Origin of the sequence: Janthinobacterium aquaticum, from assembly GCF_009208565.1 — a bacterium.
Classification (GTDB): Bacteria; Pseudomonadota; Gammaproteobacteria; order Burkholderiales; family Burkholderiaceae_D; genus Janthinobacterium.
The window spans coordinates 59,872-73,467 of the sequence record NZ_WFLK01000014.1 but is presented as its reverse complement, the minus strand read 5'-3'; the positions used below and the strand labels follow the sequence as shown (position 1 = coordinate 73,467).

Below are 13,596 nucleotides of genomic sequence, written 5' to 3'. Positions count from 1 at the left end.
CATTTCTCTCACGGTATTCAAGGATTGATCACGGCCAGCGGATTGCCCGGGCCTGGCGCCGCCAGCACTTTCTGGCGGTTCTTGCTCAGCAGCGTAAAGGCGCCCAGCGTGTCAGGACCGTTGACGATTTCCAGCTGTTCGCGCTGCAGCCAGGTGCGTATTTCTGCTTCGCTGGCGTCGGCACGGAACAGCACGCGGATGCGCACGCCCTGCTCCACGCCGCTGCCGCCACGGTACTGGGCTGGCGCATCGACGCCGCCGTCGCGCGGCAGGAACAGCCAGACCGACTGCACCACCATCACGCTGGCGGCCACGGCGGTGACCATTTTCAGCCAACGGCTGCTATTGGCCGCCTGCGCGGCATTGACGGGCGCCACTGGCGCCGGTGCCGACTGCGGTGGCGCCGTTACGGCAACAGCGATCTGCAACTGCTCAAGCCCCTGGCGCAGCAACTGCCGGTACTGCTGGCGGCCATCCTTGCCCAGTTCGCTCGACAAGGGCGTGCCGGTCAGCACATAGTCGTTATCGGGCAAAGCGACGCGGGCAATCACGCCCGGTGCGGCTTCGGCTGCATTGGCGCGGCCATGCTGCTGCAGCCAGCGCGCCGCCTGCAGCCTTTGCTCGCTGAACACGCCCAAGCAGGCACCCAGGTCGGCCACGCCCAGCAGTAGCGGCATATCGCACAGCACCAGGCCGGCGCGCGGGTCGACCGGCGCGTCACGCTCTTCGATCACCAGGCCGCAGGCGTCGGCATAGGACGTATCGGGGGTCACCAGCCAGCCGCGCCACTGCTGCCGCTCGGGCTGCCAGGCGTCGAGCAGCACAGCGCCAAAGCCGGGCCGGCGCGCCAGCGCATGGATCTGTCCGCCGCCCGTGGGCCGGCTGGCCAGCGGCGCCGCATCACTATGGCGGCCAAGGCGCTGCAGCAGGTGGTCAGGCACGGCAATGCTGCGCCAGTCGGGCGCGGCGCTACCGTTGATTTCATCATCGAGCAATGCCGGCACGGCCGAGGAGGAGAACTCCAGACGGGCGGCAACGATGGCCAGAGAGGGCGTCAGCGCAGTCATGCCTGTGGCCTTTCATCAAGATTCGGTGGAGTGGACGCGGGGTCCAGATGCACGCTTAACGCAGCAGCACACAAAATATCCAAAATTATTTGCGCTGCCGCGATATCGCGCGCGCTCAGGGCGTCGCCCAGGCGCAGCTTGAGCAGGTTCAGCACCCAGTTGCCGAGGATGGTGGCGCGGTGCGCCGTGCTGACCAGTTGCCGGGCGCTGCTGTCGGCGTCGCCCTTCTGCCTGTGTACCAGCCCCAGCTTGCCGCCGTGGTACTGGGCCGAGGCGATCTGCTCGGCCAGTTCCTTGACGGCAATACCGCCGCAGCCGCAATGGCGCAGCAGCAGGATCAGATGGTGCGGCAGGCCGATCACGAAGCTGTCTGCCGCGCTGCGCACATCCTGCTGGGTCAGCTGGTAGTCGCTCAGGGCGGCGTCCCAGGCATCGGGCGTACGCATCGCGCAGCTGATCTTGGGATCGGTAATATCGGCGTGTTCGCGCAGCTTGCGCAACTGGTCGATCACAAAGCGCTTGAAGTACACGAACAGCGCGCCATCATGCATGGGCGTCGCTTCGCTCGCGCTTTCCAGCACGCGCTCGATAAAGAACTGGTGGCGCAGGTCGGCCAGCGACTCGCCCAGCTTTTCCACCCCCTTCGGGCGGCACGGCGCGAGGGCGGCGATGGTGCGTTGATAAAATTCAACCAGCTCGTGTTGCGTCAAATGCTGGCGGCGCGTCCAGAGATCCTGGAGACGTTGAAATGATTCCGGTGGCAAGGACTATCCGATCTTGGGTAAGGGTGCGAGGGTGCAAGGTGCCCAGCTGCATGGAACAACAAAAAGTGCAGGCGGCAAGCACGGCGCGGCAAGAAAAAACTTGTCACTAAGGTAAAATGCATTTAAGCAATTTTCTCATACCGAACTGAAAATCGCTAACTTTTTGTTACTCACAAAACAAGTCCGAGAGCCCGATGCGCCGTTTATTCCTGTTGTTGCTGACCACTTTGACTATGCTGGGCGCCGCGCCGCTGCATGCCGCCGACGCCACTGGCAGGCGCGTGGCGCTGGTGATCGGCAACGCCGCCTACCCGCAGCCGCTGCTCAATCCCGCCAACGATGCGCGCGCCATGGCCGAGCGCCTGCGCCGGCTGGGTTTTGAAGTGCAACTGCGGCTGGACGTCAATGCGGCCCAGCTACAACAGGCATCGGCACAATTTTCCAGCAGCGCACGCGGCGCCGAGGTGGCGCTGGTGTTCTATGCGGGCCACGGTGCGCAGGCCGGCGAGGCGAACTATCTGTTGCCGCTGGGCGCCAATATGCAGGCACTGAGCGCCGAGGCCATTACCAAACAGGGCGTCTCGGTCACCAGCCTGGCCGGCGACCTGCAGCGCAGCGGCGCGCGCAACGCCCTGCTGATCCTCGACGCCTGCCGCCAGGAATACACGCGCGGCGGCCAGCCTGTGAGCGGCAACGGCGCCAGCAACCATGGCTTTGCCGATGCGCAAGCGCCACGCGGCGTGGTGATCGCCTATTCGGCCGGACCCGGCGCGCTGGCCAGCGATTACTGGTCGCCCGATTCGCGCAACAGCCCGTACACCAGCGCCCTGCTCGATGCGCTCGACGCGCCGGGCCTGTCGATGGCCGACGTGTTTTCCCAGGTCGCCGCGCGCGTGGCCACCATGACGCATGACCTGCAAAAGCCGCGCGTGTCGTTTGGCGAAACCTCGGCGCGGCTGGTGCTCAATACCGGCAGCGGCAAGCTGGCGGCCGAGTCCAGGCCCGGCGTACCGGCTGCCGGCGCACCGGGCGCACGCGCACCAGCGCCGGCACCGGCACCGGCGCCGCCCGCACCAACCGTTGCCGCAGCCAAACCCGGCGCCAAGGTCTGGCCCGGCAATGTGCTGCAGGACATCAACTATGAAATCCGCATGCAGATCGCGGCGCGACCGTTCCCGCGCCAGCAGCTGGAAAAGCGCGCCCGCAGCGGCGACCTGGTGGCGCTGACGGCGCTCGGCTACGGCATCGGCGGCGGCGACGCCGGCGTCAAGCAGCCCAAGGTGGGCATGCAGTGGCTGGAAAAGGCAGCGGCCAAAGACTTCCCCATCGCACAGACTTACCTGGCCGAACTGCTGATGGTCAAGGGCGACCCGGCGTCGCTCAAGCGTGCCGGCGTACTGCTGGACTCCGCCTCGCAGGCCGGCTACAGCCCGGCCCATGCCTACAAATTCGATCTGGCGCGGCGCACCGGCGCACCGCCGCAGGACGCGGCGCGCCATCTGCAAGATGCGTTTATCGGCCTGATGAAGGATTACCAGGGCGCCGCCAAGGACTTCCTGCCGCCGCCGAAAAAATAAGGCTGTGTCACTGCCCTATTTTTCGCTGACCGCGCCAGAAATAGTCTGGCCGGCAAAGCGCACGCTGGCCTTATCATGGACACTTCACATTGAAACTGGAGTCAAGGCATGCATCGCATAGGCTATTTGCTGACAGACGGATTTCAGATGCTGGCGCTGGGCACGCAGTCGATCTTTGAATTTGCCAACGCCGGCCTCGAGCAGCCCTTTTACCAGGTCGAGCAGTACGCAATGGAAGCGGGCGGCGTGCGCTCGTCGATGGGGGTGACGGTGTCGTGCAAGCCGATCAGCGAAGCGGGCCGGCTCGATACCCTGATCGTGCTGGGCGCAACCGACCCGCTGGCCATGCCAGCGCCCGCGAACCTGGTCGGCTTCCTGCGTGAAGCCCCTCTCTGGCCACGCGTGGCCGGCATTTGCACCGGCGCCTTTATGCTGGCCGAAGCCGGGCTGCTTGACGGACGCCGCGTCACCACCCATTGGGCCTATGGGCGCATCTTGCAACAGCGCCATCCGAACGCCAGCGTGGAAGAAGACCGCATTTATCTGGTGGACGGCCCGGTCTGGACCTCGGCCGGCATGACCGCCGGGCTCGACATGGTGCTGGCGCTGGTCGAGAAAGACCTCGGCAACGACGTGGCGCGCACGGTGGCGCACAAGATGGTGATGCACCAGCGCCGCTCGGGTGGCCAGACCCAGCATTCCGAACTGCTGCAGCTGTCGCCCAAGTCGGACCGCATCCAGAACGCACTGAGCTATGCGCGCAAGAACCTGCACCGCGCGCTGGGCGTGGAAGAGCTGGCTGCCAGCGCCAGCCTCAGCCCGCGCCAGTTCAGCCGCGTATTTACGGCTGAAACCGGACAGTCGCCGGCCAGGGCGCTCGAAGGCATGCGCCTGGAAGCGGCGCGCCTGATGATCGAGCAGAGCCGGCACCCGCTGGAAATCATCGCGCGCGAAACCGGCTTTCGCGACCGCCGCCACCTGCGCGAAGCGTTCGTGCGCGGCTTTGGCGTAGCGCCGCAATCGCTGCGGCGCGAGTCGCGGGTTTAGTCAGCCCCGGCTTGCGCGGCCGCTGGCGGCAGCGCTCAGCCACCAGGCCAGCAGCTCGGCCAGGCCAGCTACCAGGCCAATCCCCCACAACGCGCCGCCGTGCAAAATGCCGGCGCCGATTGCGCTGCCGATGGAAAAGCCCAGATACATGGTCGAGGTATTGAGCGACAGCGCGAGCGGCGCTTGCGTGGCCGGCCCTGCGCCGATCAGCCGCGCCATCTGCGGCGGGAAAAACGCCCACACGCTGAAACCCCATGCCGCCACCGCCAGCATGACCGGCCACAGCGCCATCGCCGGAGAAAGCCATGTCGCACCGGCCATCAACCAGAACGAGACTGCCAGCAACAGCAGCGCAGCGTGAACCACGCGGCTGGCGCCGAAACGGTCGTTGAGCACGCCACCGGTCAGCACGCCCAGCGCGGCAAACACGCCCCACAGCGTCACGGTGGCGCTGATGCCGCCTTCACCCAGGCCCAGTACGGCCATCAGGTAAGGCGCGATATACGGGTAACTGGTATAAGCGCCTATCGACCAGAACAGCGTCACGGCCAGCAAACGGCGTACCTGCGCCTGCCTGAGCACGCCAAGGCGTGCAGCGAGGCTGGCCACCGCCTGCGGCGCGCCGTCCTGACGCGGCACGCCGGCGAAGATACCGACAAATGCCGTTGCACCCATTGCGGCGACGGCCAGAAAGGTCGCTTGCCAGCCCCAGGCGTGTCCGACCACGGCGCCCAGCGGCAGCCCCAGTGCAATGGCAATGGTCATGCCACCGCTGACAATTGCCAGCGCCCGTCCGCGTCGCTCCGGGCCTGCCAGCGCACCGGCAAGCGCGTTGGCGTTGGGCACATACAGACCAGCGGCGACCGCCATCAGCACCCGTGCCGCCAGCAGGCCGGCGAAGCTGCTTGCCCATGCAGCGGCAAGGTTGGCGATACTGAACACGCCTATGGCCAGCAGCAACGTGTCGCGCCGGTTCAGGCGTGCGCTCATCAGCGTGCTGACGGGCGAACTGAGCGACAGCGACAGCGTAAACGCCACCACCAGCGTGGCCACGGCCGGCACACTCATGGCGAAATCGGCAGCCATTTTCGGCAGCAGCGGCGCGATCATGAAGCCTTCGGTACCGATGGCGAAAGTGCCCAGCGCAAAGAAAAGCGCCGGATACAGCGTGCCGGCCGGCGCGCTGGCAATCGTTTTGACAGACAGATCAGACATGGTTCAGCTCACGGATGGTTCAGCTCATGGTAAGGCGCGGCAGCCTGCTGGCCGCCGCGCCAGGCGTTCAGACAGGGATAGGATTGACCGTCATTTCAGCGTTAAAGCCGTTGAACAGGCCATACTCGCCCGGGCCGGGATTGGCGCGAAAACCGCGTACCGCTTCCACCACGACTTCTTCGCCATCGTGCGCCAGGCCTTGCATGGTTTCGGCAATAAAGGCGTCGAGCGGCATGGCGCGCGGATCGCCGCTTTTCTTGATCAGGTCGGTATCGACCCACGGCGGTGCGATTTCATGCACCGTCACGCTGGTATCGCGCAGCATGAAGCGCTGCGACATGGCGTAGGAATGCAGCGCCGCCTTGGTGGCCGAATATACGGCAGTGGCCGCCAGTGGCACAAAGGCCAGCACCGAGGTGTTGTGAATGACGGTCGCTTCGGGCTGGCGCTTCAGGTGTTCGATCAGTGCCGACGTCAGGCGAATCGGCCCGAGCAGATTGGTGTCGACCAGGGTGCGCGTCTGCGCATCGTCCAGCACGCCGCTGGCGTCGTCAAAGGGCATGATGCCGGCGTTGTTGATCAGCACATTGAGCGCGGGATGGCGCGCCAGCAGGGTCTCTACAGCCGCGTCGATGCTGGCGCTGTCGGCCACATCGAGCTCGATGGCTTCCATGCCGGGATTGGCGGCCACCACGGCATCGAGCAGCGCCTTGCGCCGGCCGCCGATAATCACCTTGTTGCCGCGTTGATGAAAGGCTTCTGCCAGGCCGCGGCCGATGCCCGATGCGCCGCCAGTGATAAAGATGGTGTTGTTGGTCAGTTTCATGATGTTTCCTTGTAAGGTCAGAGGGTAGAGGTGAAATCAGGCGGTGTAACGTGCTGCCGGGGTATTGGTCGACAGGTGCGGCGCCAGCGCCTTGCGTGCGCTGTCATAGGCGTCCCAGTGCGCCACGTCCTGCAGCGAAGGGATCGAGACCAGCTCGCCGCGATCGAAGCCGACCAGGGCGGCGCGCACCAGGTCTTCGGCGCGCATGACGATATCGGCCGGCAGGTGTTCGATCGGCAGGCCACCGGTGGCCCAGAAATCGGTGGCGGTGGCGCCCGGCAGCACGGCCTGCACGCGCACGCCCTTGCCGGCCAGTTCGTGGTGCAGCGACTGGCTGAAGGCCAGCACAAAGGCCTTGCTGCCGCCATACACGCCATTGAGCACTTCCGGTGCGATCGCCACGATCGACGAAATATTGATAATGCCGCCCTTGCCGCGCGCCACGAAGCCGGGAATGGCCGCATAGCTCAAGCGCGTGAGCGCCGTGACGTTCAGCTCGATCATGTGTTCCATGCGTTCGACATCGCTGTCGAGCAGCGGCGTGTGCGTACCGACGCCGGCGTTGTTGACCAGCAGCGTGATGCTGGCGTCGTCGCGCAGCTTCGCTTCCACCGTGGCGCGCTGGGCGGCGACGGCCAGGTCGGCGTCAAGCACCTCGACCGTGCGGCCGCTGGCGGTCGTGATGCGCGTCGCCAGGGCGTTGAGGCGGCTGCGGTCGCGCGCCACCAGGATCAGGTCGTAGCCTTTTTGCGCCAGCTGTTCTGCGTAGAGGGCGCCGATGCCGGACGAAGCGCCGGTAATCAGTGCCGTGCCTTGATGGGTTTGCGTCATGATGCGACTCCTTGTGGGTGTTTGTGTTGGTGAGCAAGATTGCGTGAAGTCATAGTAGCCCTGCCCGGCCATGTCGCAAATGACGCAGATGGTAGTGATTTAGGACATCGACCAATATGGTCGAAAAAAACTGAAAAAAGTTTTGTATTTCCTGGCGTGGCCCGCGTTATCGGGGTGTACATGCAATAAAGCATGGCCATGAACAGGGAGTACTTATGCAACCATCGAGCGCAGCAGCCACCATTTCCGCCACCACCCAGCGCGGCCGTATCCTCTCCTATCAACCGAGCGGCCAGGGCACGGTCAGCGCCGCCGGCGTGCAGTATCCGTTCGAGATCGCCACCCACTGGCGCTCGGAACTGGCGCCATCCATCAACGCCCTGGTCGAACTGCAGTTCGATACGGCAGGCGCACTGACCAGCGTGAGCCTGGTCAGCACCCAGCAGCGCACGCAGGAGGAAGTGAGTGAAGCGGCCAGGCTGGCGCGCGAAAAAGGCCAGAAAATCTGGGGCACCGCCGTCGATGCACTGGGCATCAGGGTACTGGCCGCCATCGGCGTGCTGATGGCCGGCGCGTTTGTCTTCAATACGCTGGGCTTGCGCCTGTTTGCCACCGTCTCGCGCAGCTACTGGCAGCTGCTGGGCATTTCGGCCGACAGCCTGGAAAGCTTTGCCCGCACCGGCGCCAGCAGCTTTAGCGCAGCGCAGTTTTTCTTCCTGCTGGCCATTGCCGCCTGCTTTGCCACCATGGCCAGCGGGCATCCGAAGGCAGCGCTGGGCAAATGCGCGCCGCTGCTGTTTGTGGTGATCCACACCGGCCTGCTGTTCGTACAGATCAAGACCGCCGTCAACCAGGCCGGTGAAGCCATGAACGGCATGCGCAGCGTGCTCGGTGATCGCGCCGCGCAAATGGCCGACCAGATGGCCAGCGAAATGCTGGGCCAGGTGTGGCAAGGCCTGTCGTTCGGCATCGGCTTCTACCTGGTGATCGCATCGTCCATCGTGCTGGCCGCTTACGGCTACGGCGAATACAAGCGCAAAAGCATTGTTTAACTCCCTGACCATCCCACAATTTATTTAAAAGGAATCATCATGAAACGCACCCTGCCTGCCCTCTTCGCCGCCGCCCTGATCCTGTCCGCCTGCGGCAAGACCGATACCGCCAAGCCAGCCGCATCAGCCGATGCTGCGCCGGTAGCCAGCAACACCAGCGAACTGGCTGCCAAGGCGCAAGAAAAGGCGGCGGCCGCCAGCCTGCCGCAGGCCGATGCCGCCACGCCAGCATCCGACTATGTCGATATCACCAGCGGCAACCAGTTGATGTACAGCTATATCGCGCTGTCCGGCGTGCCGCCCGACTACGCTGCCGTGGCCCAACGCATCTCGCGCGAATACAGCAGCACCAGCGACGCCTTCCGCAAGCAGGAAGTGCTCGACGCGATCAAGCCGCAGATCGACGCCAAGGTCAGCGAAGCGAAAGCCAAACGCTATCTGCGCTACCAGATCAACGGCCAGGGCGCGCTGTCGCCGTACGTGATGGACAAGGCCGCTTTCCCGGCCAAGTTTGCCGAAGCCGGCACCTACTACTACATGTATGACAACAGCGACTACAAGCTGGGCTTTTCCAACGGCGACGGCTACAGCCTGATCAAGGTCGACCAGGACGCAGCGCGCAAGATCGAAGCGGCGCGCAGCAGCTACAAGGACTTTGCCATCGTGGTCTATGCCTACGCCCAGGAAGCAGACATGTCATCGCACCAGATCAAGGCGCAGATCGTCAAAGTGGCCATCAAGCTCAACGGCCAGGAAATTGCCGTCACCGCCGCTGCCAACTGATTGCGGCTCGGTTACACTGTCGGCCATAATCGGGAGGAGACGAGGCATGGGCGAAGCGCAACACAGTGTGGCCGAGCAACACTTGGCAAAGGGACGTCAGCTGCACCAGCAAGGCCGGCTGATCGAGGCGATCAACGCCTACCAGGCCGCATACAAGGTGCAGCCGGCGCTGGCCGCAGCGCAGCATTTCCAGGGCCTGGCGATGCTGGAAATGGGCCAGCCGGCGATGGGCCTGGGCCTGCTGAAACTGTCGCTCAAACAGCAGCCGGACAACGCGCTGTTTCACTACAACCTAGGTAACGTGATGCGCGGTAACGATGGCGAGGCCGCACTGGCTGCGTATGCCGAAGCGGCGCGCCTGGCGCCCGAGGAACACGACTACGCCATCGTGCATGCCGAACTGCTGCTGGCGCGCCAGCGTCTGCCCGAAGCGATCGCCGAACTGGAACGCGCCCATGCATTGCGCCCCGAGCGCTGGCAAAACCTGCAGGGCCTGGCGGAAATGTACTACCGCACCAACCAGCGCGAGCTGGCGCTGGCGCGCTATGCGCAAGGCGTGGCCTTGCATCCGCCGCTGGCGCAGATCTGCCGCATCGGCTTTGCCAGCCCTGCCGCGCAGCCGGAAACCTTAACGGCCATCGCCGGCCCGGCAGATCTGCCCGGTTTCGTGGCCGAACTCGATCTGCATATCATCGACGACTTCCTGCCCGACCCGGCCGCCTGGCGCGCTGCTGCACTGGCGCTGCCGTTCGAGCAGCAGCGCTATGCGGGCCAGAACTATCCAGGCAGCCAGACCGACGGCCAGCCTTGCCAGGCCATCATGGACCGGATCGCCACCGCGCTCGGGCGCGAGATCCGCTTTATGTCGCCCGACAACGGCTCGTATCGCCTCAGCTACGCCGACGCCATGGCGCGCACAGACATTCATGTCGATAACGAAACGGGCAGCAACTTCAATTTTTACGCGGGCGTGCTGTACCTGAACCCGCCCGAGCAGTGCCAGGGCGGCACCACCTTCTGGCGCCACGCGCCCAGTGGCTGGTACCGGCGCCTGCCGGAAGCCGAAGTCAAGGCCGGCGGCTACGCCAGCTTCAAGGATTTCCAGAAGCGCTGGCTGCCGAACAGCACGGTGAAGAAGTTCAACGAGCTGAAAGCGCAGCGCGACAGCTGGCAGCCGCTGATGGAGCTACCGATGCGCCATAACCGGCTGGTCATGTACAAGGGCCACTATTTTCACTCGCTCAGCAATGTGTTTGGCGATACACCCGACAATGGCAGGCTGGTGCAGTTGTTCTTTTTTGAGGTACCGGAGCAGGGTGGGAGTTAACGTTTGGCGGACAATGTCGGCTTACGCTGCGCTAAGCCGACAATGCTTCAATACATATCGCTGGCCGCCGCCCTAACCGCTTTCAACAGCATATCGGCGCCCGGCGAAAGCAGGTGATCCTGCTGGCGGATAATGCCAAAGGCGTCCATCTTGCATGGCAGTTCGATCGGCAAGATGCTCAGCACATTGAGCGACTCGTAGTAGCGCGCCACTTCGGTGGGCATGGCGTGGATCGAGTCGGTCTGCTGCAGCAATGAGGTAATGAGCAGCAAGGCGGTGGTTTCCACCACGTCGATCGGTGGCGGCAGGCTGGCGCGGCGAAACATCATGTCGCAGCGGTGGCGCAGGATGCTGCCGTGCTGCGGCAATATCCACGGCTGGCTGGCCAGGTCTTTCAGTTGCAGATTCTTGCGCGACATCAGCGGATGGCCGTTGCGCGCCACTGCACTGGCAGGCTCTTCGGTCAGCTCTTCGTAAATCAGGCCGGTGCTGTTTTCCTTTTCCAGGATACGCCCGATCATGAAGTCGAGCTTGCCGTGCTGCAGCATGTCCATCAGCGTGTTGCTGTTTTCCAGATGTACGCTGATGCGCATCAGCGGCGCCTGCTGCTTGATGCGGGCAATCGCGCGCGGCAGCAACGCCATGGCCGGTGTCATGATGATACCCACTTCCACCTGGCCGGTCAGGCCCGACTTGAGCGCCACGATATCGTCATGCGCCAGCGACAGGCTGGTTAAGGCCATGCGCGCGTGGCGTATCATGGTCTCGCCGTAGATGGTCGGCTCCATGCCGCGCGGCAGCCTGTCAAACAGGCGCACGCCCAGCATTTCCTCCAGATCCTTGATCTGCTTGGAGGCGGCCGGCTGCGTCATGTGCAGCTCTTCGGCCGCGCGATGGATATTGCGCTGGTCGTCCAGGGCAATCAATAACAGCAATTGCCGGGTCTTCAGGCGGGCTCGCAAGAACCAGTTGGGGTTGAGAGTATCCATGCGCAAAATCATATCATGTTCGATATCAAAAAATATTGAGTATCGACACTATTGATATCGACATAACACCCGCAAACCCCAACGAATTGTTGCATCAGGCCGGCTTGTTGCCCTTCTGCCCCATCGCCATCAGGCGCTGTACCACGCAGAACACGAACAGCAGGCCGCCGATCACGATCTTGGTCCACCACGAGCTGAGCGTGCCGTCAAACGCGATCAGGGTCTGGATAGTGCCCAGCACCATCACGCCCGACAGCGCCCCGGCCACGTAGCCATAACCGCCACTGAGCAAAGTGCCACCGATCACCACCGCCGCAATCGCGTCAAGCTCGGTGCCCTGCGCATGCAAACCATAGCCAGACAACATGTAGAACGAGAACAGCACGCCGGCCAGCGAAGCGCAAAAGCCGCTGAACGCATAGATCAGCACCTTGGTACGCCCGACCGGCAAGCCCATCATCAGCGCCGACTGTTCGTTGCCGCCGATTGCATACACGGCGCGGCCGAATGGCGTGGCGTGCGCCAGCCAGATCGCTGCCAGCAAGGTGATCACGGCAATGACCACGCCGGGCGAGACAAAGCCGCCAAACACCGGCAACTGCGTCTGCGACATGGCCACATACAGCGGATCGTCGATAGTGATCGAGTTGATGCTGATCAGGTAGCACAGACCGCGCGCCAGGAACATGCCGGCCAGCGTGACGATAAACGGCTGCAACTTGAAGTAGTGGATCATCGCGCCCATGCTGGCGCCAAACACGCAGCCCAGCGCCAGCACGGTGGCAATCACCAGCAACGGTGGCCAGTGCGCCACCTGCAGCAGCCAGGCCGCGATCATGGTCGACAGCGCCAGCACCGAGCCGACCGACAGGTCGATGCCGCCCGAGACGATCACAAAGGTCATGCCAACGGCAATTACCAGCAGGAACGCGTTATCGATCAGGAGGTTGAAGATCACCTGGGTCGACAGCAGGCCCGGATAGGCAGCGCCACCCAGGCCCAGCATCACCACCAGCAGCAGCACGGTGACGAGCGAGGTGAAATACGGGGTATGGAGCAGGCCCTTCATGCTTTTCTCCGATGCAGCAATTGCTTGAATTCCGACGATTGCGACAGGCAGACCAGGAACACCACCACCGACTTGACCACCATGTTCACTTCCGGCGGCACGCCCAGCGAGTAAATCGTGTAGGTCAGGGTCTGGATAATCAGCGCGCCGATCATGCTGCCCACCAGGCTGAACTTGCCACCGGCCAGCGAGGTACCGCCCAGCGTGACGGCCAGGATCGCGTCCAGTTCGAGCATCAGGCCGGCGTTATTGGCGTCGGCGCTCTTGATGTTCGAGCTGATCATCAGGCCCGAGAGACCCGCGCAGGCCGCGCAGAACACATAGACGAAAAAGATCAGCGTGGCGGTGCGGATGCCGGCCAGTCGCGCTGCGACCGGATTGATGCCGACCGACTGGATAAACAGGCCCAGCGCGGTTTTCTTCATCAGCAAGGCGGTAATGATGAACACGGCCGCCACCAGGTACAGCGAAAATGGCAAGCCGAACAGATAACCGCTGCCGATAAAGAAAAACGGCTTGTAGTAGACGGTGACGATCTGGCCATCGGTCAGCAGTTGCGCCAAACCGCGCCCGGCCACCATCAGGATCAGGGTAGCGACAATCGGCTGCAGGCCCAGGCCGGCAACGAGCACGCCGTTCCAGGCGCCGCACAGCAGTGCTGCGCCCATGGCGGCCGCCAGCGCCCAGCCCATCGGCATATTGCTGACGTAGGTCGGCACGCCGTTGTCCATCACCATGGTGCCGCCGATCAGCATGGCTGCGACCGTGCCGGACAGCGCCACCACGGCGCCGACCGAAATATCGATGCCGCGCGTGGCGATCACCAGCGTCATGCCCAGCGCCGCCAGCATCAAGGGCGCCGCGCGGTTGATGATATCGATCACGCTGCCGTACAGATGGCCTTCGCGCATCTCGATATGAAAAAAGCCCGGTATAGTGAAGAAAGCCACCAGCAGCAGCAGGATCAGCGCCCCGATCGGGCGGCTGAGCGGGTGAACCAGTACATTGTGCAAAATGGAAGCATCCGTGGTGGAAGCCAGGCGCGCTGC

At 63.8% G+C, this 13,596-nt stretch carries 13 protein-coding genes; 5 read left to right on the top strand and 8 right to left on the bottom strand.

Annotation, left to right across the window (positions count from 1 at the left end; translation table 11 throughout):
* Positions 1–17: 17 nt before the first annotated feature.
* Positions 18–1,067, bottom strand: coding sequence for a hypothetical protein (locus GCM43_RS20230; protein WP_152247661.1), 1,050 nt, complete (start codon positions 1,065–1,067; stop codon positions 18–20).
* A complete protein-coding gene (locus GCM43_RS20225; protein WP_152247659.1) occupies positions 1,064–1,777 on the bottom strand; it encodes a hypothetical protein in 714 nt (237 codons plus the stop codon). The genes GCM43_RS20230 and GCM43_RS20225 overlap by 4 nt, the downstream gene beginning before the upstream one ends.
* 248 nt (positions 1,778–2,025) lie before the next feature.
* Here GCM43_RS20225 and GCM43_RS20220 point away from each other — a divergent pair, with 248 nt between their 5' ends.
* Both GCM43_RS20220 and GCM43_RS20215 read left to right on the top strand, forming a co-directional pair.
* Entirely contained in the window at positions 2,026–3,408 is a 1,383-nt protein-coding gene (locus GCM43_RS20220) for a caspase family protein (RefSeq protein WP_152247657.1), read from the top strand.
* A gap of 108 nt (positions 3,409–3,516) precedes the next feature.
* Positions 3,517–4,455 (top strand): GlxA family transcriptional regulator, encoded by a 939-nt coding sequence (locus GCM43_RS20215; RefSeq protein WP_152247655.1) that lies wholly within the window; start codon positions 3,517–3,519, stop codon positions 4,453–4,455.
* Here the strand turns inward: GCM43_RS20215 and GCM43_RS20210 are convergent, their stop codons facing one another.
* The 3 genes from GCM43_RS20210 to GCM43_RS20200 all read right to left on the bottom strand — a co-directional run bounded on the left by GCM43_RS20210 (position 4,456) and on the right by GCM43_RS20200 (position 7,327).
* Positions 4,456–5,670, bottom strand: coding sequence for an MFS transporter (locus GCM43_RS20210; RefSeq protein WP_152247653.1), 1,215 nt, complete (start codon positions 5,668–5,670; stop codon positions 4,456–4,458). It lies immediately after the preceding gene.
* Positions 5,671–5,737: 67 nt separating this feature from the next.
* The gene (locus GCM43_RS20205; protein ID WP_152247651.1) at positions 5,738–6,496 is read right to left on the bottom strand and encodes an SDR family oxidoreductase; all 759 of its coding nucleotides are present in this window, start codon (positions 6,494–6,496) and stop codon (positions 5,738–5,740) included.
* A gap of 36 nt (positions 6,497–6,532) precedes the next feature.
* Entirely contained in the window at positions 6,533–7,327 is a 795-nt protein-coding gene (locus GCM43_RS20200; protein ID WP_152247650.1) for an SDR family NAD(P)-dependent oxidoreductase, read from the bottom strand.
* Positions 7,328–7,542: 215 nt separating this feature from the next.
* Here GCM43_RS20200 and GCM43_RS20195 point away from each other — a divergent pair, with 215 nt between their 5' ends.
* From GCM43_RS20195 to GCM43_RS20185, 3 genes are read left to right on the top strand one after another with little or no spacing between them, the layout of a single operon-like run.
* A complete protein-coding gene (locus GCM43_RS20195; RefSeq protein WP_152247648.1) occupies positions 7,543–8,379 on the top strand; it encodes a hypothetical protein in 837 nt (278 codons plus the stop codon).
* A gap of 39 nt (positions 8,380–8,418) precedes the next feature.
* Complete coding sequence (locus GCM43_RS20190) at positions 8,419–9,162, top strand: hypothetical protein (RefSeq protein ID WP_152247646.1); 744 nt, start codon at positions 8,419–8,421, stop codon at positions 9,160–9,162.
* Between the two features lie 46 nt (positions 9,163–9,208).
* The gene (locus GCM43_RS20185) at positions 9,209–10,489 is read left to right on the top strand and encodes a DUF6445 family protein (protein WP_152247643.1); all 1,281 of its coding nucleotides are present in this window, start codon (positions 9,209–9,211) and stop codon (positions 10,487–10,489) included.
* 47 nt (positions 10,490–10,536) lie between these two features.
* Here GCM43_RS20185 and GCM43_RS20180 read toward each other — a convergent pair whose 3' ends face one another.
* The 3 genes from GCM43_RS20180 to GCM43_RS20170 form a co-directional block, all read right to left on the bottom strand.
* Positions 10,537–11,478, bottom strand: coding sequence for a LysR family transcriptional regulator (locus GCM43_RS20180; protein WP_152247641.1), 942 nt, complete (start codon positions 11,476–11,478; stop codon positions 10,537–10,539).
* A gap of 94 nt (positions 11,479–11,572) precedes the next feature.
* Complete coding sequence (gene yjfF / locus GCM43_RS20175) at positions 11,573–12,547, bottom strand: galactofuranose ABC transporter, permease protein YjfF (RefSeq protein WP_152247639.1); 975 nt, start codon at positions 12,545–12,547, stop codon at positions 11,573–11,575.
* The gene (locus GCM43_RS20170; protein WP_152247810.1) at positions 12,544–13,587 is read right to left on the bottom strand and encodes an ABC transporter permease; all 1,044 of its coding nucleotides are present in this window, start codon (positions 13,585–13,587) and stop codon (positions 12,544–12,546) included. Before GCM43_RS20170 ends, yjfF begins: the two co-directional genes overlap by 4 nt.
* Positions 13,588–13,596: the final 9 nt, after the last annotated feature.

What these genes read in the sequence shown, in the direction of transcription:
- GCM43_RS20180 (WP_152247641.1), bottom strand. Translation starts at nt 11,478, where the DNA reads ATGGATACTCTCAACCCCAACTGGTTCTTGCGAGCCCGCCTGAAGACC.
- GCM43_RS20200 (WP_152247650.1), bottom strand. Translation starts at nt 7,327, where the DNA reads ATGACGCAAACCCATCAAGGCACGGCACTGATTACCGGCGCTTCGTCC.
- GCM43_RS20190 (WP_152247646.1), top strand. Translation starts at nt 8,419, where the DNA reads ATGAAACGCACCCTGCCTGCCCTCTTCGCCGCCGCCCTGATCCTGTCC.
- GCM43_RS20205 (WP_152247651.1), bottom strand. Translation starts at nt 6,496, where the DNA reads ATGAAACTGACCAACAACACCATCTTTATCACTGGCGGCGCATCGGGC.
- GCM43_RS20185 (WP_152247643.1), top strand. Translation starts at nt 9,209, where the DNA reads ATGGGCGAAGCGCAACACAGTGTGGCCGAGCAACACTTGGCAAAGGGA.
- GCM43_RS20195 (WP_152247648.1), top strand. Translation starts at nt 7,543, where the DNA reads ATGCAACCATCGAGCGCAGCAGCCACCATTTCCGCCACCACCCAGCGC.
- yjfF (WP_152247639.1), bottom strand. Translation starts at nt 12,547, where the DNA reads ATGAAGGGCCTGCTCCATACCCCGTATTTCACCTCGCTCGTCACCGTG.
- GCM43_RS20215 (WP_152247655.1), top strand. Translation starts at nt 3,517, where the DNA reads ATGCATCGCATAGGCTATTTGCTGACAGACGGATTTCAGATGCTGGCG.
- GCM43_RS20230 (WP_152247661.1), bottom strand. Translation starts at nt 1,067, where the DNA reads ATGACTGCGCTGACGCCCTCTCTGGCCATCGTTGCCGCCCGTCTGGAG.
- GCM43_RS20210 (WP_152247653.1), bottom strand. Translation starts at nt 5,670, where the DNA reads ATGTCTGATCTGTCTGTCAAAACGATTGCCAGCGCGCCGGCCGGCACG.
- GCM43_RS20220 (WP_152247657.1), top strand. Translation starts at nt 2,026, where the DNA reads ATGCGCCGTTTATTCCTGTTGTTGCTGACCACTTTGACTATGCTGGGC.